22 protein-coding genes and 3 pseudogenes are annotated in these 21,361 nt (G+C 66.6%); 7 read left to right on the plus strand and 18 right to left on the minus strand.

Annotated features, from left to right (window positions below):
• Nucleotides 1-127: 127 nt before the first annotated feature.
• Both ACQPXB_RS27725 and ACQPXB_RS27730 read right to left on the minus strand, forming a co-directional pair.
• Nucleotides 128-1,351, minus strand: coding sequence for a PucR family transcriptional regulator (locus ACQPXB_RS27725; protein WP_432844939.1), 1,224 nt, complete (start codon nt 1,349-1,351; stop codon nt 128-130).
• A 194-nt stretch (nt 1,352-1,545) separates the two neighbouring features.
• Nucleotides 1,546-1,758, minus strand: a pseudogene (locus tag ACQPXB_RS27730) (hypothetical protein); the annotation flags it as partial.
• A 29-nt stretch (nt 1,759-1,787) separates the two neighbouring features.
• On the opposite strand from ACQPXB_RS27730, the gene ACQPXB_RS27735 reads away from it, so the two are divergent.
• The 4 genes from ACQPXB_RS27735 to ACQPXB_RS27750 all read left to right on the plus strand — a co-directional run bounded on the left by ACQPXB_RS27735 (nt 1,788) and on the right by ACQPXB_RS27750 (nt 3,198).
• A complete protein-coding gene (locus ACQPXB_RS27735; protein ID WP_432844940.1) occupies nt 1,788-2,153 on the plus strand; it encodes an MFS transporter in 366 nt (121 codons plus the stop codon).
• A gap of 126 nt (nt 2,154-2,279) precedes the next feature.
• Nucleotides 2,280-2,600: a hypothetical protein gene (locus tag ACQPXB_RS27740; protein ID WP_432844941.1), complete on the plus strand. Its 321-nt coding sequence runs from the start codon at nt 2,280-2,282 to the stop codon at nt 2,598-2,600.
• Between the two features lie 66 nt (nt 2,601-2,666).
• Nucleotides 2,667-2,912, plus strand: a complete 246-nt coding sequence (locus ACQPXB_RS27745; protein ID WP_432844942.1) for a GAP family protein — start codon at nt 2,667-2,669, stop codon at nt 2,910-2,912.
• Nucleotides 2,913-2,931: 19 nt separating this feature from the next.
• A complete protein-coding gene (locus tag ACQPXB_RS27750) occupies nt 2,932-3,198 on the plus strand; it encodes a hypothetical protein (RefSeq protein WP_432844943.1) in 267 nt (88 codons plus the stop codon).
• Between the two features lie 86 nt (nt 3,199-3,284).
• Here the strand turns inward: ACQPXB_RS27750 and ACQPXB_RS27755 are convergent, their stop codons facing one another.
• The 3 genes and pseudogenes from ACQPXB_RS27755 to ACQPXB_RS27765 form a co-directional block, all read right to left on the minus strand.
• A complete protein-coding gene (locus tag ACQPXB_RS27755; protein ID WP_432844944.1) occupies nt 3,285-3,722 on the minus strand; it encodes a pyridoxamine 5'-phosphate oxidase family protein in 438 nt (145 codons plus the stop codon).
• A 433-nt stretch (nt 3,723-4,155) separates the two neighbouring features.
• Nucleotides 4,156-4,934 (minus strand): annotated as a pseudogene (locus tag ACQPXB_RS27760) (transposase family protein).
• A gap of 712 nt (nt 4,935-5,646) precedes the next feature.
• A complete protein-coding gene (locus ACQPXB_RS27765) occupies nt 5,647-6,195 on the minus strand; it encodes a hypothetical protein (RefSeq protein ID WP_432844945.1) in 549 nt (182 codons plus the stop codon).
• A gap of 744 nt (nt 6,196-6,939) precedes the next feature.
• Here ACQPXB_RS27765 and ACQPXB_RS27770 point away from each other — a divergent pair.
• Both ACQPXB_RS27770 and ACQPXB_RS27775 read left to right on the plus strand, forming a co-directional pair.
• Complete coding sequence (locus ACQPXB_RS27770) at nt 6,940-7,071, plus strand: hypothetical protein (protein ID WP_432844946.1); 132 nt, start codon at nt 6,940-6,942, stop codon at nt 7,069-7,071.
• 26 nt (nt 7,072-7,097) lie between these two features.
• Nucleotides 7,098-7,196, plus strand: a complete 99-nt coding sequence (locus ACQPXB_RS27775; RefSeq protein WP_432844947.1) for a hypothetical protein — start codon at nt 7,098-7,100, stop codon at nt 7,194-7,196.
• 546 nt (nt 7,197-7,742) lie between these two features.
• On the opposite strand, the gene ACQPXB_RS27780 is transcribed toward ACQPXB_RS27775, so the two are convergent.
• On the minus strand, nt 7,743-8,312 hold the full coding sequence (locus ACQPXB_RS27780) for a DUF5134 domain-containing protein (protein WP_432844948.1): 570 nt from the start codon (nt 8,310-8,312) through the stop codon (nt 7,743-7,745).
• A gap of 421 nt (nt 8,313-8,733) precedes the next feature.
• Nucleotides 8,734-9,117, minus strand: coding sequence for a cupin domain-containing protein (locus ACQPXB_RS27785; RefSeq protein ID WP_432844949.1), 384 nt, complete (start codon nt 9,115-9,117; stop codon nt 8,734-8,736).
• A 406-nt stretch (nt 9,118-9,523) separates the two neighbouring features.
• Here ACQPXB_RS27785 and ACQPXB_RS27790 point away from each other — a divergent pair, with 406 nt between their 5' ends.
• Nucleotides 9,524-9,706: a hypothetical protein gene (locus ACQPXB_RS27790; RefSeq protein ID WP_432844950.1), complete on the plus strand. Its 183-nt coding sequence runs from the start codon at nt 9,524-9,526 to the stop codon at nt 9,704-9,706.
• A gap of 820 nt (nt 9,707-10,526) precedes the next feature.
• Here the strand turns inward: ACQPXB_RS27790 and ACQPXB_RS27795 are convergent.
• From ACQPXB_RS27795 to ACQPXB_RS27845, 11 genes and pseudogenes are all read right to left on the minus strand, one after another.
• Nucleotides 10,527-11,426 carry an IS3 family transposase gene (locus tag ACQPXB_RS27795; RefSeq protein WP_432844951.1) on the minus strand — a complete coding sequence of 300 codons (900 nt, stop codon included), beginning with the start codon at nt 11,424-11,426 and terminating at the stop codon, nt 10,527-10,529.
• A 62-nt stretch (nt 11,427-11,488) separates the two neighbouring features.
• Nucleotides 11,489-12,754, minus strand: coding sequence for an IS110 family transposase (locus tag ACQPXB_RS27800; RefSeq protein ID WP_432844952.1), 1,266 nt, complete (start codon nt 12,752-12,754; stop codon nt 11,489-11,491).
• 294 nt (nt 12,755-13,048) lie between these two features.
• Nucleotides 13,049-13,330 (minus strand): transposase, encoded by a 282-nt coding sequence (locus ACQPXB_RS27805; protein ID WP_432844953.1) that lies wholly within the window; start codon nt 13,328-13,330, stop codon nt 13,049-13,051.
• 540 nt (nt 13,331-13,870) lie between these two features.
• A complete protein-coding gene (folP, locus tag ACQPXB_RS27810; protein WP_432856813.1) occupies nt 13,871-14,677 on the minus strand; it encodes a dihydropteroate synthase in 807 nt (268 codons plus the stop codon).
• A gap of 319 nt (nt 14,678-14,996) precedes the next feature.
• Nucleotides 14,997-15,902, minus strand: a complete 906-nt coding sequence (purU, locus tag ACQPXB_RS27815; protein ID WP_432844954.1) for a formyltetrahydrofolate deformylase — start codon at nt 15,900-15,902, stop codon at nt 14,997-14,999.
• Nucleotides 15,903-15,937: 35 nt separating this feature from the next.
• Nucleotides 15,938-16,195, minus strand: a pseudogene (locus ACQPXB_RS27820) (YciI family protein); the annotation flags it as partial.
• A gap of 21 nt (nt 16,196-16,216) precedes the next feature.
• On the minus strand, nt 16,217-17,158 hold the full coding sequence (locus ACQPXB_RS27825) for a bifunctional 5,10-methylenetetrahydrofolate dehydrogenase/5,10-methenyltetrahydrofolate cyclohydrolase (protein WP_432844955.1): 942 nt from the start codon (nt 17,156-17,158) through the stop codon (nt 16,217-16,219).
• A complete protein-coding gene (locus tag ACQPXB_RS27830; protein ID WP_432844956.1) occupies nt 17,149-17,826 on the minus strand; it encodes a cyclodeaminase/cyclohydrolase family protein in 678 nt (225 codons plus the stop codon). The genes ACQPXB_RS27825 and ACQPXB_RS27830 overlap by 10 nt, the downstream gene beginning before the upstream one ends.
• A gap of 70 nt (nt 17,827-17,896) precedes the next feature.
• On the minus strand, nt 17,897-19,255 hold the full coding sequence (locus tag ACQPXB_RS27835; RefSeq protein WP_432844957.1) for an aminomethyl transferase family protein: 1,359 nt from the start codon (nt 19,253-19,255) through the stop codon (nt 17,897-17,899).
• Between the two features lie 63 nt (nt 19,256-19,318).
• Nucleotides 19,319-20,221: a methylenetetrahydrofolate reductase gene (locus ACQPXB_RS27840; protein ID WP_432844958.1), complete on the minus strand. Its 903-nt coding sequence runs from the start codon at nt 20,219-20,221 to the stop codon at nt 19,319-19,321.
• Between the two features lie 232 nt (nt 20,222-20,453).
• Nucleotides 20,454-21,293: a hypothetical protein gene (locus tag ACQPXB_RS27845; protein ID WP_432844959.1), complete on the minus strand. Its 840-nt coding sequence runs from the start codon at nt 21,291-21,293 to the stop codon at nt 20,454-20,456.
• Nucleotides 21,294-21,361 lie beyond the last annotated feature (68 nt).

The following is a 21,361-nucleotide window of genomic DNA, read 5'->3' on the forward strand; positions in this document are numbered from 1 at the left end:
TGCTCGGAGAATGCGGGGAGTGTTCGGATTGGGCCGCAGTGTTACACAACATCCCTCGCCGCGACCATGCACCGCGTGCCTACGTTTGCCGCAATGTCGTTGGGCGCAGTGCACAATGCGAAGGGAGTCACGATCGCCGACGGGACGGCAGAAAAGGGAGGGCGCGCACGACCAGGGCCAGCTCGATCGGGATTTCACCACCCGGCAGACAGCGCCCGGTCAGCGCTTCGATCCGGCGCACGCGGTTGAGCACCGTGTTGCGGTGGCAGTGTAGATCTTGCGCCGCCCGGGTGGCCGATCCGCCGGTCTCGACCCAGGACGCGAGCGTCTGCAGGAGGATCCGCCGCTCCTCATCGGGCAGGTCCAGCAGGCCGCGCAGCCACTGCTGCACCAGGGAGCCGGTGAGCTCCGGCGAGCTGAGCAACAGCGCTTCCGGCAGCCGTTCGGCGAGGCAGACGACTGCCGGCTTACCGTGCGGGACGGTCCGCAACGCGAGCACCGCTTGCCGGTACGCGGTGTGCACTTCGGCCAGTCCATCGACCACCAGCGAGACACCCACCGCCCCGCGGACGGCGGGAAGAGCCTTCATCAGCTCCGCGGTGTCGCACCCCGGCAGAGACACCAAGCCCACGAGAGCGTTCGCACGAACCTGCCACGCCGACCGCAGGCCCGAGTCGTCAAGCTTGCGCCCGAGTGTCTCGGTGAGGTCGCTCGTGGCGAACCGGCCCTCCGCCGCGACAGCCATGTACGGCCCCTCCACGGGCAGCCGGATGATCCGGCTTGCCTCGTAGGCGAATGCCGCATCGGAAGCCCGGCCTTGCAGGAGACCTTCCCAAAGTGCCGCGCGGCGTTGCTCGTCGGCGCGGACCAGTGCCCGCTCGGCCACGTGGTAGGCCGCCGCGACCTGGGACGAGAGCGCGTCCACCAGTTCCCAGACCAGGGTCGCGAGGTCGAGCAGATCGTCGGTGTCCGTCACGTGCTCCGCGCGGGCCTGCGCGATCAGCGCCTGCCAGACCATCCGCCCGCCGATGCGGAACGATCGCAGCAAGTCGTCCAGCGGCAGCCGCTGTTGCGCCCGCCGCTGCCCGGTCGCCCGTGCGGCGTCGTAGAACTGTGCGACGCGGTCCGCCCCGTCGCAACCCTGGCTGAGCAGCTGCAGCACACGCTCGAGGTTGTCGTGGCACGACTGCCAAAGGTCGGCTTCGGGCACGACGTGGAGCTGCTGGTAGCCCGGGTTCTGCTCGTTGATGACGCGGACGAGTTCGTCGGTCAGGTCGTTCACCCTGCCCAGCACGCTGCCGGCCAGAGAGTGCGCCGCCGCCTGCACCTCGCCCGCCCCTCTCCGATCCACCACTCGTATCGCCGCTCGACGACCCCGCACACGCCGTGACAATCCCGGCGCGTGGCCCGCGGACGGGCCCCACCAAGTATCAGCCAGCGGTTCACCGACCGCAGATCCGGTACGCCGTCACTCGACGGCGTCAGCCCAGCCTGTCCCGCCACGCCGCCCAGACACGGGCCGCGGACAAGTCGAACTCGGGGCCGTCACCTCGGTGGTGAAAAGTGGTGACGCCTCGCTCCAGCAGGGCGGTTTCGGTCGCGTCCGATCGCGGCGAAGTGGTCGGCCAGGATTTGCTTCTTGCGGGCGAATTCCGCGCCGGAGGAGAACCAGTGCCAGATGTCCGCGTGTCGGGCCACCAGGCGCAGGGTTTTCTGTTCGCCGCCGCCCCCGACGAGCACCGGGATCTTGCGCACCGGCGGAGGTTCAGCTTGGTGAAGCGCTGTCGTTGCCCCGGACGATCTTGCTGTTGGTGGGCGGCGCTGTGGGTGACCGCGTCGGGGCGCGGCGGGTGATGATCGTTGGCGACTCCGTCATGCTGGTCGTGTCGGTGGCTGTTGCGATCACGGCGAACTGGGTGGGCACGCCGCCGGTCTTGTTGATCGTTGCGGCGCTGATCATCGGCACGAACGGCGCCTTATATGTTCCCTCGCAGGGATCGATGCCGCGGCTGCTGGTGGCCGGCTATCAGCTCGTGCGGGCCTTGGCGTTGCGCCAGAACGGGACCCAGTTGGTGTCGATGGTCGGTGCGCCGCTCGGCGGAGTCTTGGCCGCCTTTGCCGGGCACCCGCTGCGGCGGGCGCCGATGCGCTGACGTTCGCGATTGTGCTGGTCGTTCTGATTCGGATCGTCCACGATTCGCACCAGGCCCACTCGAGGAGCGCAAGCACATACTGCGGGAAGCCGCGGAGGGCGTGCGGCTGGCGCTGACGACCTGGCAGTGCGCTCGGCGCTGCTTCTCGTCGCTGGAGCTGCCGGGCTCCTCCTGCCGTTCGCGAGCATCCTCATTCCGCTGCTCGCCCGCGAACACTCCTGGAAGCCGAGCTTCACCGGTGTATTGGTCGGCGCGCAGAGCTTCGGCACCATCACCTCGACGCTGCTGGTCAGCAAGCGTGGCGCTGGCGCCCGTCCTGGCCTGGTCGGACTGGTTGCGCTGGTCGTGGTCGGCGCAGGCCAGCTCACGGTTGCAATGAGTACCCCTCTCCCGCTCGATCGCCGGCGCATTCCTCGCCGGCGCCGGTACGGGGTTATTCGTCAGTAGCCTCAGTCCGATCATGCTCAGTGCTGCGCCGGTCGCGTACGTCGCCCGCGTTCAGGCTTTGCTGGCTTGGTGCAAAGCGCCGCGTTGCTGTTCACCAACAACGCGTCGCTGAGCATCATCCTCGTCGCCGTGATCTACATGCTGCTGATCGAGATACCGATCATCGCCCACGCCATCTGGCCGGAGACGACGATCCGCTGGGTCACCGCCGTGAACGCGTGGCTGGCACGACACGGCCGCACCATCATCGTCGTCGTGGCGGCCGGCTACGGCATCTTCCTCATCGGCTCGGGCATCGCCCACCTCGTGTAATCGACAGCCGGTCCCAGACGTGGGGCTGGCCACCCCGCTCGGGTTCGCGCACCTGGCCGCCGCCACCCCGACCAAACGCCTGGGCCAGACCATGGGCGCCGCCGAGGTCGGCCGCGAACTCGGCGACGCCGCCGGCCTCCTCATCGTCGGCGCGATCGCGGCCGCCGCCACCCTCGGCGGCGGGTTCCTCGGCCTTGCCGTGATTCTCACCGTCACCGCGGGCACGCGAACCGTCGCGGCCCACGACCCGACCAGCGCCAACACCGATAAGGAGCAACACGAGTGATCGTCGCCGACTATCCGAAAGCAGTAACAATGAGCACACGGACGAACTGCTCACCAGCGGGGCCGAGGATTCCGCGACGTGAAAACCTATTCCTGGCTCCCCCTCCGGCAGCGCTGAGCCGCGCCGCCATCCGGCACTTGGAACATTCGCCCGTTGATGACTTCTATCGGGATCCGCAGGAAGTGTGAACGTTCTCCACCGGGCCACGGCCGGTAGCGGGGTTCGGCCAGCGCCACCAGTTCGTCGATTTCGGTGACCGGATTCGCCTTGCCGAGTACGACAACACTCCATCCGGTACGCGTGGTGGGGTCGATGCTGTCCACCTCGAACGCGACTAAGTCGTCGCAGAGCGTGGCGATCGACCCCGTGCGGCTGCTCCGGACGATGATGTTTCCCTCGTGCACGAAGAAGTTGACCGGCCGGATGGCGGGCAGCGCGTTCTCGGAAAACACCAGCCGGCCCACCGGCTGAGTCGACAGCAGGTCGAGGCATTCCCGTGTGCCCAAGGGGCGCAACTCGGTCATCGCTGATCCCAGTAGTCTGCGGAACAATGGATTACCGTCGAGTGTGCCCAGCTGCAAGCGGCGGAGTCAGGGCAAGAAGTCCTTCACTCTCGGGACAGTCGTCCGCGCCCAGGTCAGGTCGGCTGGCGGCGAGAGCCGGCCGCGCGCCGACGCATTGTTGGAATCGTCGGGTGATCTCAGCGCCTCGAACTTCAGGGGCACGAAACTCCGCGCGGTCGGCTTGATCACGTGCGAGCCGGCCACTCCGACGGTGCATGTGTGCGACAGGGGCCCCAAACCGCTCGTAACCAGGCGAGATAGCTTGATCGTCCTTGGCAACCAGGTACCAGGAGCGATCAACTTCCATCACCCAAGCGGCGATGCGCATCCACGGCTGATCCACTAAGGGATGTCTCGTAACTACTCTTGTGGTTGGCGGGACTGGTGTTGCGGATCAGTCGACGAGGAGGATGTTGTGCAGATGCGCGATGCCGGAGACCGTGGCGTTGAGTGTGCTGGCGGCGCGGCGATAGTCGCGCAGGATTTTCCAGCACTTCATCCGCGCCAGGGCGTGTTCGACGCGGGCACGGATCTTGCGATGGCCGGCGTTGAGGTCTTCCTGCCAGCCCGGGAGATCGCTGCCGTCATGGGGTTTGCGGTAGGGCGTGATCACGGCCGGGTTGCCTTGATAGCCACCGTCGGCCATCACCGGGCGCCCCGCCAGTTCCTGCTCGATACCGGAGTCGCGGTAGACGGTGCAGTCGTTGCGGTTGCCCGGATGGACATTGCCGGTGGCGATCACCAACCGGGTGTCCGCGTCGATCGCGACCTGCACATTCGCCGAGTACCGGTAGTTCTTCGACGGCGCCGCCAGCCGGTGATCCCGCGTCGGCACCAAGGTCCTGTCCACGATCGCGACCGAGTCGATCCGCCGCTTGCGGACAGGGGCCAGCGCCAGCAGCGGGCCAATCGTGTCGATCACCCGGCGTGCCGCGGAATGCGACACGCCGAACAATGGTCCGATCTGGCGCATCGTCAGGTTCGTCCGCCAGTACGTCGCCACCAGCAACACACGATCAGCCAGATCAAGCCGCCACTGACGCCAGGACGGCCATCAGCGATCTCGTCACCACCACGGTTCGCCACGACCCGCACCAACTTCCGGAACTGCCCCGGCTCCAACCCCGTAAACGGGGCAATCCACTCCGACCGCGACGCCGAGATCACCTGCACCACACCATGATCAACCAACACACCCAACCGACTCACAGCGGGTTACGAGACAGCCCTTAGCCAGCGTCAGACGAACGACAGCATTACCAAATCGTGACCTTTTGATCGGCTATCCGCCCGGCGACGAGGGCTGGTGACGGGTGACCCGTGACGAACCAGCACTGGACCGCGGAACTTTCGTAGCCCCTACTTCGCCCTACCCGTGAGTGGCAGTGCCCAGGCCTGCGCCCTGGCCCCGCTTGGACCCGAACCAAACACCCGCCGATCCACGGCGAGTCGCGAACTTCCTGCTGGAGCAGGCTTCGCCAGTCGAACAGCGCACCTGCGACGCCTACCCCGCGAGCCCCTGGTGCCGCCGCGCCTTCCAAGGCGTTCAGAAGGCGTGCGGCAGCATGGCACTTCGGCGTCCCCCTGGCTCAACCGACTAACGTATCCGCTGGAGATGCCGCACAGGTCATCGGCGACGGACACCGCCCACACGGGACCGCGGACGGTCGGGCCTGACGGAGCACGTAGTCGGGAGAAAATCCCGGGGCACGCCCTGTCACACCGCGTCCGGACAACCTGGCGCTTTCGCGGCGACGATAACCCGAAGCAGCGGCGGCGAAACCGCCCCTTCGGGGAGCAACGCGGGCCTGTGACCTACGACAACACGCATTTCACCAGCGCAAACCGCGTGTCGCACTTCCCTGACACGGAAGAGGTCACTGGTTCAATCCCAGAGGGGCGGGGCTTCAGTGTCAGACGGCGGTGATCCGGCGATGGCCCCAGACCCGGGCCCCCATCGAGACCGCAGATGCGGGAACAACGACACCAGCTTCGCAGCCGTCTGGTCCTTCAACGTCCTCGGCGACAACTGCAGCAACTCCCCCACCTGCTCCGACGTCAACAAAGCGTCCGGATCCGCCGGCGGTTCCGGCATCGCACCCCTCAGCACCGCCGCAACCTCCCGGATCGCCGCGGCGACAGCCGCATCCCCGGCGTCGAGCAGCAACTCGACGATCTGCAGTGTGGTGTCGGACGGTTCCATTCGCGCACACCGGTTGACGACTTGGAGGACAAGATCGAAGGTTCCGTTGAGGTCCGCAGCGTCGTCAGGATGAGCTCGGCCCATGAACTTGCCGGCGCAGATCGTGGTCACGTTCAGCGGCGCCGACGCCGGTGTGAAGTCCGTGGCGTGGAACGCCGACTCCACGGCGGCCACCGGCACCCGGGCCTGCGAGTAGATTCCGCCGAGCACCGCGTTCACCTGCTGCGGCAAGTGCACGGACTGCCGAGCGAGGTCCTGGTCCGCCGGGCCCTGCACGGAAGAACGCGAGGAACGGGTCGTAGAGGTTCAGCCCTACGACCTTGGCGCGCGGATCAGCCCAGTGGACACGGCTGACGATCACGGGCAGGTCCTTCCGCACGGCCGCGATCCCCTGCTGTATGCAAGCGAGGTCGATCCCGGTCGCCGTCGCGCAGTCCTCGACGTCGTTCGCGCCGAGCACGAGCGTGACCATCCGTGTGTGACCGCGTTGGGCGGCGAGGAACCGCTCAGCGGCGCTGACCTGCGAAGTCGTGCCGTGGCAGCTGCCGCCGGGCAAGCATCGACGTAGTCGCCCGGGCAGCCCAGTTCGGTCGGCCCAGCCCGCGCCGCTGGGCGATGAGAAACCGACCGCCGGCGAGTCACCCAGCGTCAGGAAGTACTCGGGTTGCGGAAACGCTGAAGCCGTACCTGCGAACGAAACGAACGGCGCGAAGATCGCGGTCGGCGAGCTTGCACGGTCCGGGTAGACGGTGACAAACCACGCTTGAGGCGCTCGGCGGCGGGGTAACTCAAGGTCATGATCGCTCACCTGGGGGAGGCCGACCGCGGATGTCCGGCGCTGGGCCACGGCCGCGACCCTCCCCCTCGGCTGGGCCGCGACTCCGCAACCGATTTTGAAGTGTGCCGACGATGCCTTGGGCCCAGGTCGTGACTGCGTGGAGGACACCGCGGATCGAGGACCAGAGAAAGGAACCAATGAAGTTCCCCACCGCACTGGCCGCAACCGACGGCGCGCACATCGCCACGGCTGTCGGAATCGCAGCGCTGATCCTGCTCCCCTTGATCCTTTTCGTGGCCGCGCTCATCAGCATCTCGACAGCCCGCTAACCGGCGGCATAAGACTCGTTTGGGTCGTGTTTGCGTTCTGTGCGCCGTTTCTCGGGCCACTGCTGTGGTTGCTGGTGGGTCGGCGCAGCGCCGAGGCCGGGGGACCTGCCGGATCAGCGGGGTGATCCCTGAGCCGGCTGATCGGGCAGGGCACCGGAAACGCCGCGTTCTCGCCGTGGCCACGGCCCGGCGAGCGCGTTCACACGGCCCGGATGCTGAATCTGCGCTGGCTGGCCGTCTTACCGTCGTCGCCAGTCATTGGCTGGCAACGACGGGTTGGGTCTCGGAAACGATCGTTTGTGCCTCACCTGGGCTCGAGGGTGGGCAGGATGACCAGGTGTTCTACGACGCCGCCTGCCGTCGACGAAAGTGCACAAGCTCAAAATGGCCGCGTTCGCGCTGGTCAGTGGCTATTCCGTTGGATTTTCCGCGGGATGTCCGGCAACCCGAACCGGTGCCGAGCGCCGCAGCCCGCGATGTCATGCTGGCGTGGATGCCTCCGCAGGTCACCGGCGTGGGATCGAGGAGGGCGCGGCCAAGCTGCTGGAGTCCCGGTACCGGCCCGGGCGGAGCGACGCGTGGGTGAAGGTGCGGCAGGTGACCGACCTGAATCCCCCCGCACTACGGCGAAGTACGGCACATCGGCTGACGCCGCGTCCGGCAACAGACGGTTACGTGGCGGCCAGCAGTACGTATCCCATACCCGCACCCATCACTGCGCGGTACACCTTCCGCGACGTCAACCCCGGCGCGCCCACCCCTCGAGTCCGGACAGCCGCGACCCCCGACCGCGCGGCGTCGACGAGGAAGTAACCCGCGCTGACGATCGCGACCAGCGGCAACGCGGGCCCGGTTGCCATCGTGGGCATCGTGAGCCACGGTCCGTGCACCATGCCGTCGTGGGGCATCGCGGTCACCATGTACAGCATCGCCGCGGCCGAGATCGCGTGGTGCCCGCAGCCGGCGGTGGGCGCCTGGCCGCGCCCGCGCCACCAGGCGAACCCGAACCAGGCCGCCGTGAGCACGAGCACCGCCTGCCAGCCCGCTGCGGGAATCGGACCGCCGATGGGCGAGACCATCGCCACCATGGCGACCACGAGCAGTAGCTCGGCCAGGTCGGCTTGGCGCAGGTCCTGGCCCAGCCGTGCGTAGTCGAGTCGCACGAGCCGCAGCACGCACGACAGCGTCAGCAGCGCGAACACCCCTGTGAGCAGCCACGCGAGCAGCAGCGGCCCGTTCACGGCGAGCCAGCCGACAGGGGGGGCGGGACATGCTCTCGCTCCAGGCACCAGCCAACAAAAGGTGAAACCCGGTGCCCCACAACAACTACTCCGAACGCCTCTTCTTACCGCGCCAGGCTCAGCGCGCAGGGTGAACAAACGGGGGCGAAAGCGACCGAGCCCGAATGCGTCCCCGCGTGCCGCGACCACGGGTCCCAGACCACGGGTCCCACCGCAACGACGAGTTCGTCGCCGCGCTCAAGGCTTCGCCGATCTCCAGCTGCTCGGCCTGCCCGCGTACCGGACGTCGCCAGCTGCATCGCGAACTCCAGCGGCCGCGGCCAACCGGCCACCTGGAGCGGCGCAGCCACCGACCTGCGGACCCCGACCTGGCAGCTGGCTCTGCCTGCGATCGGCCATGCCGATCGGTCAGGCTGCAGGACTACCGGCCCGGTGCCGGAATCCGTTCGCTTGCCTTGGCCGCGAGCTCCTCATCGCTGACCATGGTGAGCATCGGGACCCCAGGGGTCATCATCGCGACGACGACGAGGCGAGTCGTCTTGTCGGGGAGCAGGTTTGCGATCGTGTAGTGGATGACATCACCACCCGGTTCCCAGAACGCCTCGCCAGCCTTGACCGGATAAGGCGCCTCACCCTCGAGCTCGAACAGCATCTCGCCCTCGAGCATGTAGCCGAAAACCGGGCCGGAGTGACGGTGGGGAGCGATACCAGGGTCCCCCGGCGGCAGCTCCAGGATCCGGATCATCGCGGAGGAACCCGCCGCGATGGACGGCGGCACAATTTCCAGCAGATCCTTCTGGAGCATGTTGGTGACAGTAGGCATTTTCGTCCTCTTCAACTGAATCTATCTGTTGTCTTCATCGAGACTTCACCACGTTCCGAACTCGGCAACACAGACCTCAGCGGTGAAGGTCCCGTTTCCGTCTCGTCAGGGAGACGAGGTAGCCCCTCCGGATGTGACAGCTCACTAAATCGCGACCCTGTGTCGAACGTCTCGGCGGACCTGTGGGCCAACGGCATCAGCGCCGACCGCCATCCCATCCAATTCCTGCGCGCCCACCTCGACCAGCTCGGCGCCATCCCCCCCCGCCGGTGCGCTGCTCGACGTCCCCGACGGCACGCGGATCAAGGTCGGCGGCGCGGTCACCCCCAAACAACGGCCCGCCACCGCCGGCGGGATCACCTTCCTCAACCTCGAGGACGAGACCTGGGTGTGCAACGTCGTGGTCTCGGTCGGATCATGGGGCTCGGCGCGTCAGGCGTGGCTGAACAACTCCGCGCTGTTCGCGCGCGGGATAGCCCAGGTCGGGCAGGGCACCGTGTCGCTGGTCGCCGACCATGTCACGCCACTCGACCTGAAAAGCCTCGCCTCGGCGTCGCGGGATTTCCGGTGAAGACGCCGACCAGGCGACGTGTCCAAGGGAGCGCGTCCCCCGTGGCCTGGCCGAGCTGGACACGCCGACCGCGACGGTACTGGCCCGGCTGTGATCGGCCGCATGGTCCGCAGCTGGCGCGCCCCCGGCTTGCTGGCCTACTGTTCGGTCCCGGCCGCCACCACGAACACGAACACCCACACGCGGTGGCAGTCTGGTACGGCTGCGCAAGGCTGCACCAGCACACAAAGCGCCGCCTACTCGCGGTCGATAACCTTAGCGCGTGGGCTTCCGCAGTCTTGCCAGCGCTAAACCCGGACTCGCCGGCCGCACGAGTCACAGCGGACGCGGACGCGAAGCACTCGCATCAACACGATCTTCACGTCGACCTCGATACTCGGAGCCCCTGCCCGACCTCGGAACGGGCCACAACCAAAGAGCGCTCAGACCGCCAGGCGGCACACGACACACCCCGCCATCTGGCGATTCCTCGGCGAGGGAACCCGCCGCGATAGCGCCGAACGCGACCCTCCGGGGACCAACGGGCCCCAACGACCTGCGACGATAGGCGTTTCGCCAGGTCAAAACGCGCGTCACACTCCCCTGGCACGGAAGAGGTCACTGGTTCAATCCTAGTAGCGCGCACCAGCCGAAACCGCAGGTCAGAAGCCCTGTCCCTCCGCGAACTCGGGCTGGCCGGCTGCCAGCCCCGGGCATACAAACGCACCACCCTGCCCGGGGAACAACCCGTACACTGTCCCGCCCCGGGTCGATGGAGGCATTGGTCTGCCCCTGGTTTCGTGGAGTCCCTGAGCTTCCCCCCGAACCGTGGAGGGCTCCTCTATGCGGCTCGGTCGGCCGCAGCGGTCTCGTAGTCGATCGGGGACTGCATGTCACAGGAACTGTGGCGACGTCGTCGATTGTAGAAGTCGACGACCCATACAACAATAGTCTGTTGCGCTTCTTTCCGGGTTCTGAAATGATGATGGGAGAGGACTTCGTGTTCCAAGGTTGAGAAAAACGACTCAGCCGCGGCGTTGTCGAAACATGACCCGGTCCTGCCCATCGACTGTCGAATACCGACCTTGTTGCAGAGCACAGTGAAATCGTGCGCGGTGTGAGTAGAACCGCGGTCGGAGTGGAAGATCACACCGGCCAGCCGTTCTCTTCCGCCGCGGGCGACGACGGCCATTTTGATGGTCTCACCTGCGAGTTCAGCGTCCGGATGGACGCTGGTGGCGTAGCCGAGCAGCCGGCGGGAGAACAGATCGATCGCCGTCGACAGGTAGAGCTTGCCCTCGCCGGTCGGGATTTCGGTCATATCGCCGACCCACTTCGTGTTCGGCGCTGACGCGGTGAAGTCCCGCTTCACCAGATCCGGGAACGGCACCGCCCGCTTGTCCGGCCGAGTCAGATTCTTCCGCCGCTTCTTCGCTCGGGCGACCAGGCCTTGGCGGGCCATCGAGTTCGCCATCGTCTTCTCACTCACCACCCACCCCGCAGCGCGTACATCAGCGTGAATACGCGGTGACCCATGCAAGCCGTAGGCGGTCTCGAACGCCTCCGCGACGGCCGCGTCGACCTCCGTCCGCCGCTGTTCGGCCAGCGTCGGCGTCTGCTGGTGTCGACGAGAGTTCCACTTGTAGAACCACGATTCCGACACGGTCAGAGCCCGGCAAGCGACAGCGTGCGGCACGTCGTGGCTGGTCCTCTGGTCGGCGATGAACGCGGCCAGGCTCACCGCGTCGCCTCCTTCACCCACCCGACCACGGATCGCTTGAGACCTCCGATGTCGCCAACTTGTCAAGCGGCTAGGGGCTCAACGTGTGTCGGGCGGTGCGGGAAGGCTTTCACGGGGTCATAGGTCTGGCCGGTCTGCAGGCAGTGGTGGAGCTGGCCGAGCATGCGGTTGAACAAGTGCCGCAGCGCGGCGGGGTGCCCATCACCGCGCTCACGGCGACGCAGGTAATGCTCGCGGGCCGGGGACGGTCGCGCGGCTGCGGTGAACGCCCACGAGAATCCCACCGCGGCGAGCCGGTTGTTCTTGGTCCGTCGTCGCACGACACTGCGGGACTTGCCCGAGGCGCGGGTGACCGGCGCCGAGCCGGCGAACGCCTGCAACGCCCGGTCGTCGGCAAACCGGGCACGGTCATCACCGACTTCCGCGAGCACGATCGCGCCGCTGATGTCGGCCAGGCCGGGAAAACTGGTGATGATCGTGTAGTCCGGGTGCTGGCGGAATGCCTCGGTGACCGCGGCAGCGAGTTGCTCGATCGACTGGCACACGGCGTTCAACACGTCCAGCAGCGCCAGGGCTTCGACGCGCAACGCCTGCTCGACCAGCCGGTCGTGGCGCAACTGCGGGACACGCAACGCCGCCACGATCGCGGCGGCTCGGGCCGGGATATTGCGCTGTCGGCCGCCGCGGCGCAGCGCCGTCTCGACTCGCTCGGTCGACGCGCGCTGCGCCTCGGCCGGGCTGGGCGCGAGCGCGAGCACGGCCCGGGCGTCGTTGCTGGCCAGCTGGGTGGTGGACATCCCCGATCCCGCGCCTGAGCCCGGCCCGAACGCGGCCAGAAACCCGGGGTGGTACTCGCGCAGCCGGGCCCGCAGTTCCTGCACCAGCTTGGTGCGTCGCCACACCGCGTCCTGGTGCGCCCGCGCGAGCACGCTGATCGACCGGGCCAGGTCGGTGTCGTCGGGCAGCTGGCGGTGCAGATGCGCGTCGGTGCGCAGGATGTTGGCCAGGGCCATTGCATCGTGGTGGTCGCTCTTCTTTCCTGACATCGAGGTGCGCTCCCGATATCGGGCCACCGCCAGCGGGTTGATCGGATAGACCGCCCTCCCGGCGGCGCGTAACGCGGCTACCAGCAGGCCGCGCGGGGTCTCGATCGCGACCGGGATCGGCTGCTCCGCGCAGTCGCCGGCCTCGGCCAGCATCGCGGTGAACTCCGCGAACCCCTCCGGCGTCTCGTTGATCCGCCGCTTCGCAACCAGCCTGCCCTCCCCGTCCACCAGCGCAACATCGTGATGACCTTCGGCCCAGTCCACGCCGCAGAACACCGACACCGAATCTCCTTACACAGCAAGGGAAATCACCGTCCGGTCCGAGCACCGGTGAGAACGTGCGGCGACCTAATAGCAAGGCTCGAGGGCCTGACCTCCGATAGAGCCGTTCACGACCCCAGCACCCCGCAGGGACGTCGTCGTTCTCAGCAGAGGGCTCACCGGCCCAGCACATCAAGGACGTCACCCTGCAAGCGGCTCGAACCATGACCGAACCCTTGATCACCACACCGCCGAGGACGGGCCAGACACGCCGATACGCGCCGGTCTCAAGCAAAGCCTCAACGGGCTAAGACATCACCAGGCGGCCCGTCCACCGACAAGACCTATTAGGACATCGCGCTCCATCCGCAGCTCGGCGTTCTCCGCCCGAAGCCGAGCCAGTTCAGCCCGCTCGTCGCCGCTCAGGCCTTCACACTCGCCACGGTCGATCTTGTCCTGCTCGACCCAGTTCGCCAGAGTTCCGGCATGAATCCCCAGGTCAGCAGCTACTTGAGCGATCGGCTTGTTCGTCTGGCGGACGATCCGGACAGCTCCTTCACGGAACTCCCGCTCGAACTTCCGCCTCTTCTCGGACATGACACATGATCCTCATAGTCCATGCCTCCACGATCTTGGGGGAAGCTCAATCTGTGCGCATGTCCACCACGGACCACCGCGGGCGTCCGGTTCGCCACGTCCCGGACCTCCACGGCCCGCCCACCTGCGTACCAGTTTTGCCTCGAACTTTTCGTATATACCTCCGCCCCGACTGCTCTACGATCAACTGTGTCGACTTTTAACTACTCGATGATTTCGGCACGAGTGTTGTCGGTGATCAAGCATTCGCCAGGGTTGGAGTCGTTCGGTGCTGAGATCGCGCGGCTGACCGGACTGCGGGGACCGTCGATCTTGCAAGTCGCTCGCACGGTTGCCGGTATGAAGGTGATGCCGCCTCGAAGGTTTGAGGTCGAACTTCGGGTGACGCGGACAGTCCCGAAATCAGCGACGGAAGTGGGAGAAGACGCCCTTTGCCGATCGGCTGCCGATTCCAGCTCTTGCCCGGCGTCCGAGTGCAGGCTGCTGCGCGGTCACTACTTTGTCCCGCCCGTTCAGTACTGCAGCAATAGGGCTCATGGCTCATGAGCGGTTGGCCCCGGAGGCGGCTGCCCAGGCGTCGGCGACTCGGACAGCATCGAGTGAGGTCGCGACATCGTGGACCCGGACGCAGAAGGCACCTGCAGCGGCAGCGAGCGCTGAGGTCGCCATCGTCGCCGCCTCCCGAGCAGCCGGTGGGGCCGCCGCCCTCCCTCCGAGCAGCTCGCCGAGGAAGGACTTGCGAGACGCGCCGACGAGGACGGGATGCCCCAAGGCTATGAGTTCCTCGATGCGGCCGAGTAGCTGCCAGTTGTGCGTGGCGGTCTTGGCGAATCCGAGGCCGGGATCAAGGATGATTCGGTTCGGTTTGACTCCCGCGGTGACGAGAGTTTCGACGCGGGCGCGGAGCTCTCCGACCACCTCAGTCACCACATCGCGGTAGAAAGCGCGCTGTGCCATGGTGCGGCTGGGGGCGCGCCAGTGCATCGCGACGTAGGGAAGCCCGGCAGCGGCGATGCATTCGGCCATAGCGGGGTCGGCCAGTCCCCCGCTGACGTCGTTGACCATTGAGGCTCCCGCTCTGGCTGCCGCGTCCGCCACGACTGCGCGGGTCGTGTCGATGCTGACCGTGATACCGCAGCGCGAGAGGTCGCGCACCACTGGCAAGACCCGGGCCAGCTCGGTGTCGACCGCGATGCGTCTGGCCCCTGGGCGGGTGGACTCACCGCCCACGTCGATGATGTCGGCACCGTCGGCGGCCATCGCGAGCCCGTGCTCGACCGCAGCCTTGGTGGACGAGTATCGACCACCGTCGGAAAAGGAGTCGGGTGTGACGTTGAGAATGCCCATCACCAGGCATCGCCTCGACCTCCCGATTGCGCCGGTGAAGGCGCCGAGCCGCCCGAACTGCTCGGGGTTCACCGCTACCCCGGCTCCGCAGAGAGGCCCTCGCACGGCCCGTCGGCTCCGGCTGGGACCATGGCAGCCGGAAGGACGCCTGCTGGAGCGGCGATGAGCCCCGCCGCCCGTACGCTGGGCAGCGCGGCGGCGAGGGAGGCGGACGGCATCGCGCACGGAGCCGGTGTCCCGCACACGGTCACCGTGAACAGTGGACTGTTCAGGTACTCCTCAGCTGAGGCGAGGGCGAAAAGCGGGTTGTCGCAGTTCCTCATCGGAAGACGACCGTGCGATGCCCGTCGAGCAGGACCCGGTTCTCCGCGTGCCAGCGCACCGCACGAGCCAGGGCCAGGCATTCGTTGTCACGCCCGAGTGCGGTAACGTCCTCTGCGGTCAGTGTGTGGTCGACTCGGGCGACCTCCTGCTCGATGATCGGGCCCTCGTCAAGGTCGGCAGTGACATAGTGAGCAGTCGCTCCGACCAACTTGACCCCACGGTCTTTGGCCTGAAAGTAGGGCCGGGCGCCTTTGAAGCTGGGCAGCATCGAGTGGTGGATGTTGATCGCCCGGCCCTCGATACGCTTGCACAGCTCCGTCGACAGGATCTGCATGTACCGGGCGAGGACGACCAGGTCGATGTCCAGGTCATCGACGAGGTCGAGCAGTCGTGCCTCGGCAGCTGGCTTGCCGCTGGACGTGACAGGCACGTGGTGAAACGGGACGTTGTAGTTGTCGGCCAGGGCGCCGAGGTCAGGGTGGTTCGAGACGACCGCGGCGACATCGATGGGTAGGTCCCCGTTGGCTGTCCGGAAGAGCAGGTCGTTGAGGCAGTGGCCGTACTTGCTCACCATGATCAGCACTCGCGGCCGGTTCGCCGCGGCGGAGACTCGCCAGCTCATGTCGGTGTGGCGCGCGAGCGCTTGCAGACCCTTGGACAGCGTCTCGCGGTCGAGCGGTGACCCATCGATCGATCCGAAGCGCAGCCGCATGAAGAACCTGGATGAGACCCGATCGCTGAACTGCTGGCTTTCGACGATATCGCCGCGTTGGTCGACGAGGAGCCGGGAGATGTCGAAGACCAACCCCGGCCGGTCCGCACACGACAAGGTCAGGATGAGGTCGTCGGTCCGAGTGGAGATCGGCGCCGCCGGGGGGTGCGGTGTTGACGTCGTCGTCATGGCGCTCGTTCCTTCCGCGAGTGCGGTCGTGTAAGTCAGGTCAGGTCGGCTGAGCCGTCGGACAGGGTGACGGTCGCCCGCAGGACGCCTTCGTTGATCCGCCACGGGTTCAGCCGGTAGGTCCGCGGGCCGCAGGCGTTAAAGGGATCCTGGTCGAGCAGGTGCGCCGCCTCGTACCGCGATGCAGCTCCGACGAAGACAACTCCGGACCCGGACGACCGGTGGTCGTCGTCGAGAAGCGGACCGGCGGCGATCAACCGTCCCTGCGGTTCGAGCCCGGCCAGCCATTGTTGTGTGGTCGCCGAGACGCGCGCTCATCGAGGTGTCCGAACCGGGTCCTGACACGTCGGGCCTGGTACGCGGTTGTGCTGAGCGAGGACGACATTCTGGAATAGCCGCACGTCGGTGACCGGGCCGATGCCGCCGGGAACGGGGGTGATGGCCCGTGCCCGGTCCAGCACCTCGGCGAAGGCCACGTCGCCGACGATGCGCACGTCGCTGCTGTGTTTCGAGGGAGCGGGGTTGATCCCGATGTCGAGGACGATGGCACCTTCACGGACGTGTTCGGCACCGATGAGCCCAGGCACGCCCGCAGCGACGATCAGGACGTCGGCCCGCCGGGTGTGGAAGCCGAGCCGGCTGCCTCGGCCGGACCATTCGTCGATCGAGGTCACCGCGGCATGCCGCTGGTAGGCCAGGGACACCGCGGGTTTGCCGACATTGTTTGAGCGCCCGACGACAACGATGGTCGCGTTCTCGTAGAAGCGGACCCGATCCTCGCCGACGCGATCGAGCCACGTGTCGAGGACGTGATACGCGGACGCTGCGGTTGAGGGGACGAAGCGGGGGGTCCCGAGAGCGAGCATGCCCGCGTTCTCCGGGTGCACAGCCTCGACATCCTTCTCCGGAAGCAGCGCGGCGAACACCGACGATTCGCGAATGTGCGCGGGCAGCGGTCTCAGCAGAAGGATCCCGGCCACCTTCGGGTCGTCACCCAGCACCGCGATCGTGTCCATGAGCGACTGCTCGGTCGCGGCGGCGGGGAGACCGTGGTGCTCGTAGGGCAGGTCGAGCCGGCGGGCGAGCCGCTGGAGCCTGCGCTGGTATGCGGTGGACTGGAAGGTCTCGCCCACGGACACGGTTGCCAGGGCCCCGTCCAGCCGACCACCTGGGAGCGCGGCCACCTCGCGGCGCAGTTGCTCCTCCAACTCGGCCGCGATCTTGACCCCGTCGATGATCTCGGCAGTCACCGCCACTCACCCTCCTCGATGAGTCCGAGACCGTTGCTGACCCGGAATGCAGCTTTGGCTGCCGCCTGGGCCCACCGACGTGCCTCGGTGATTCGTTTGTCGCCACGGTCGGCGCTGAGGTTCTGGGTAACGAGGACTGCCGCGCTGCCCGCGACGGCTGCCGAGAGCAACACCGCTATGCAGGCATCCGAGCGAAGGCGCGGATTCCCCGCCTCCATGAGCCGCTCACTCAGATCAGTCACCTCGAGCGCGAGGTTTGCCAGTTCGCCCGGTACCGCGGCGGCATCCTCCGCAGCCCTCGCCCTCTCCTCGCGATCACGTGCCGAGTCGGTGTTGGCCAGACGGCGGATGGCGACGTAGCGCTCGTAGGCGTGCGCATCCTCGTCGGCCAGGAGCAGCGCGCGCTCACGCAGGAGCGCCGCGCGTGAAACCACGTCCGAGAACGACAACGTCCCCGATCCGTGGCCGAAGGTGTATCGCGCCGCCATCTCGTCCAGCGCCGCCGCCAGTGCGGCAACGACCGCCGCCGCAGCGCCGCCGCCCGGAGCCGGTGCGTGAGCGCCGACCGCTGCGACGAACTCCCGCACTCCGGCGGTGTGCTCACCTGTGAGTTGAGCACTGGAGCGCGACGTGAGTTCAGTCGTCGTTGTTCTGTTACGTGAAGTCTCGGACATGGCACATCTTTCCTGCGCTGTAACGGCAGTCGATCCGGACAACGACCTCTGCTCGCGGATCCGGTTCGGCTCAGGTCAGGGGTATCGTGCTGACCGTCGCTCGGATCTCGGCCTGGACGTGCCGCTCGACGTTGGGCCTGCGAGCACCACCGTCCGGCTCGCCCCAGGTGAGAATGACCTCGGTCCCGTCCTGGGCGTGGGCCTCATCGATCAGGCCGATGGACGCGAACGTACCGATGTTGACAGTGTAGGAGCAGGAGGTCGACACACCGGCGGGTCGGCCGCCGATGGTCACCGTGTCGTTCTGGGAAACGCCGTACTCGTTGAAGGGCTGAGCGAGGTACTTCGTTCGATCCTTTCCGCCGAACAGGCTCTGGGCCAGCACCTGCCCGCAGTCCTCGGCGTTCCAGCGCAACCACACCTTCCGCCGGTGCGGCCGGTCGGCAAGCTCGCGAAGGGCGTCACGGCCGATGAACTCGTGGTCGAACCGGATCAACCGGTCGTAGCCCAGGTCGTAGGGCGTGACGTAGTACTCCTCGATGCTCGGTCGCACGTAGCTGCCCGCGATCGCGTAGTTGGCCTCCAGAGTCGCCGCGCTGAGGAACTCCCGGTAGCCCTTCATCGCATCGCCGGTGTAGATCGCCGGCACCGGCAAGGGCAGCCACCCGGTCTCCACCGCGGTGGTGGGGTAGGCCAGGCCACCCCCTTGACACAGGCCGAACTCGATCCCCGCCTCGATCAGCGCCGCCCACACCACCGGGCCCTGCTCGTAGGGCCCGGTCATCTCCAGCCCGGTGTGCTCGAGCCCGGGATGTCCCACCATCGTGTGGTTGAGTGCGCGGATCGGTACCCCCGCGATACTGAACTCCCCCATGGAGAAGAACTTGATCGTGGGCAGCGGCCCGCCGTGCGCCCTTTCCACGACCTTCAGAGCATTGGGTCCCTGAAGCTGGAAACGGAAGATCCGTCGTGGTTTGTCGTTGACCGCAGAGGCGAGATCGAACTCTACCTCGACATCGTAGTCTCCGGTCTGCGCACGGTAGGCCATCCAGTTCCCGGCCACGCCGGTTCCGACCAGGGAATACCGATTCTCCTCCAGCCCGAATAAGATCGAGTCGCCGATCAGATAGCCCTCTTCGTTCACCCCCACGAACTGCTTGGCCCGGTTGCGTCCGAAATTGTCGAATTTGTTGACCGCCGACTCCGAGAACAGCCGCTTGACATCAGTTCCGGTGAAGTACACGTCGGTCATGTGGAACGACTGATCGAACAGCACCGCCGTCGTGGCCCAGGCCTCCTGCTCGTCCCGCCAGTTGGTGTACTCGGGCCGCAGCGGAATTGCGAAGTTGCCGATCTGCGCATTGCGCAGCATCTCGACCACATCGCCGCCGGCCTGCTGAATCACCTGTTCGAGGTTCAGCGTGCTCATCTGGTCGCTCCTTCCTTGTTGCCGACACTGCCAACTCGCGTTGGGAAATTCGTTTGCGCATGTTCAGGCTGCGTCGACAACCTGTCGCTGCCAGGCAGCGGTCGCCTCGATCTGATTGAACGAGAACAGGTGGAGGCCCTCGATTTGGTGCGGGTCGGCGAGGAGTTCCGGTTCGATTGCCTCAAGGAGATCCTCGGGCCGGTAGGAGTTGGTCCCCAGAATCAGGTTCCCGACGACGCCGCGTTGTTTGGTGAGGAAACGCAGTGACTGTCCGACGCCGATCTTGAAGGACAGTTCTGCGAGCTTGCGCACGCTCATCGGGGCAGCCAAACCGATCCGTAACGGCAAATGCACGCCGGCAGCACGGACGGTGCCCAGCCAACTCACCAGGGCGTTGGGATCGAAGCACAGTTGGCTGACCATGTAATCGGCATAGCCCTGTTTGGCCAGCAGCGCCTCGATCAGCACCGAGTCGTCGATCTTGGGGTGCCCTTCGGGATAGCAACCAACGCCGACCCTCGTGAGCGAGTGGTCGATGTCAGCCAGGTCCCGAAGCACCTCGAGGGCCGCCGAGTAGCGCCCGGCTGGGCGGTCGGCGTCGCCCCCGATCACGTAGAGGTCAGTCACACCCGCCTTCTCCACGCGGCGTACGAATTGCTCGAGTTCGGCCCGATCGGTGACCTGCCGGGCCGCGAGATGCGGGATCACATGGAAGCCGGCTTCGGCAGCACTCTCGACGTGGTGCAGTGTTCGCTCGAGGCCGAATTTCGGAGAGCACGTGATCGTCACCCCGGAACCTACGGGCAGGGCGCGAAGCTTCGCTTCGGCCCCCTTGAGGGGGATGATCTCGATGTTGGCCGACCGGATGAGTGCGGCGCCGATCGACCGGCCCGACACTGGGGAACCGTGATTCGTCACGTGAAACCCTTCGTCAATGAAGGTTCTGATGTGCTTGGTAACCGCCATGCCGGCCAGACCTCTCGTCCGAGCCGACTTCGACCTGACCGGTTGCGACTGGCGCCTCATCTCAGCGTCCGGCGTGGTCTCAACGTACTGGTCATCTCATTTCTGTGTCAACAAATATCGAGGATAGGAAAGATCTCCCCTAGGACTTATCACCAGCGATGTGTCGACGACGCGGTGACGAAAATGTCACGAAAGTGGCTTTGGCCGCCGATGCGGGGTTCGGCTCCTGGTATCAGGGCGTCGTGGCTGCCAAGACCAGGCTGGAGAGGGTGCCGACGTGCAGTTGCGTTCCGTCCCACATCGTCGTCAGTCGGGTGATCCGGCCCGATTCGTCAACGTCGATGCAGGCCACCCCGTTCGGTGCTGTGCGGTCGCCGATCCACTCGAACCCTCCGGCATGGCCTTCACCCGTCACGTGGCGCAGGCGGGCCCCGGTTCCCCAGGGCAAGTCGGGCAGCGCCCGGTCGAGGAACCGCTCGATGGCGGCCGATCCACGAAGGGCTACACGTAGGGTGAGGTCTTCGAAGAATGCGTCCGGTGCCATCATCGACGCCGCAGCACCACTGGCACCGCCCGCCAACGCCGCCGCCAGATGGCGAGCGGCAATGTCGATGGCGGACTGGGGCCGGGAAACGACCAAGGCCTCACCGAACGAGGTGGGGAAGGCCTCGGTGGGAGCACGCAGCTCATCGATCCGCCCTGCGTCCATCGTTCGCCCGTCCCAGTAGTCGACCCATCGGACGACCCGGTTGTCTTCGACGTCGACAGCTGCCACGGACCGGATCTCGGAGCCGAACATCTCCGGGCTATTGGTCACGAAGACGATGAAACTCGAAAGCCCGCCGACGATGCGGGTGGCGCGGGAGTGAGCCCCGGCCGGCAGCGGGGGCAACAACTGCTCCCACAGCGTTCGCACTGCGGTATTTCCCAGGAACTGCATACCGAGGGTGGCGTCGGTGAAGGCACAGCGATCGCTGTGGAAGTACCCGTGCGTCGCGTGTGGATCGTGCGCGTTCTTGGCCCGGAGAAAGCCTGCGACGACGTGTGAGGAAGCGGACAGCGCGGATTTCATCGTTCCGTTTCCGGACAACTGTTGCGGGGCATGGGTTTCTCCCGAGAGGTCTGCTGGTGCATGTTGTG

Origin of the sequence: Amycolatopsis sp. CA-161197, assembly GCF_050942255.1 — a bacterium.
GTDB lineage: Bacteria > Actinomycetota > Actinomycetes > Mycobacteriales > Pseudonocardiaceae > Amycolatopsis.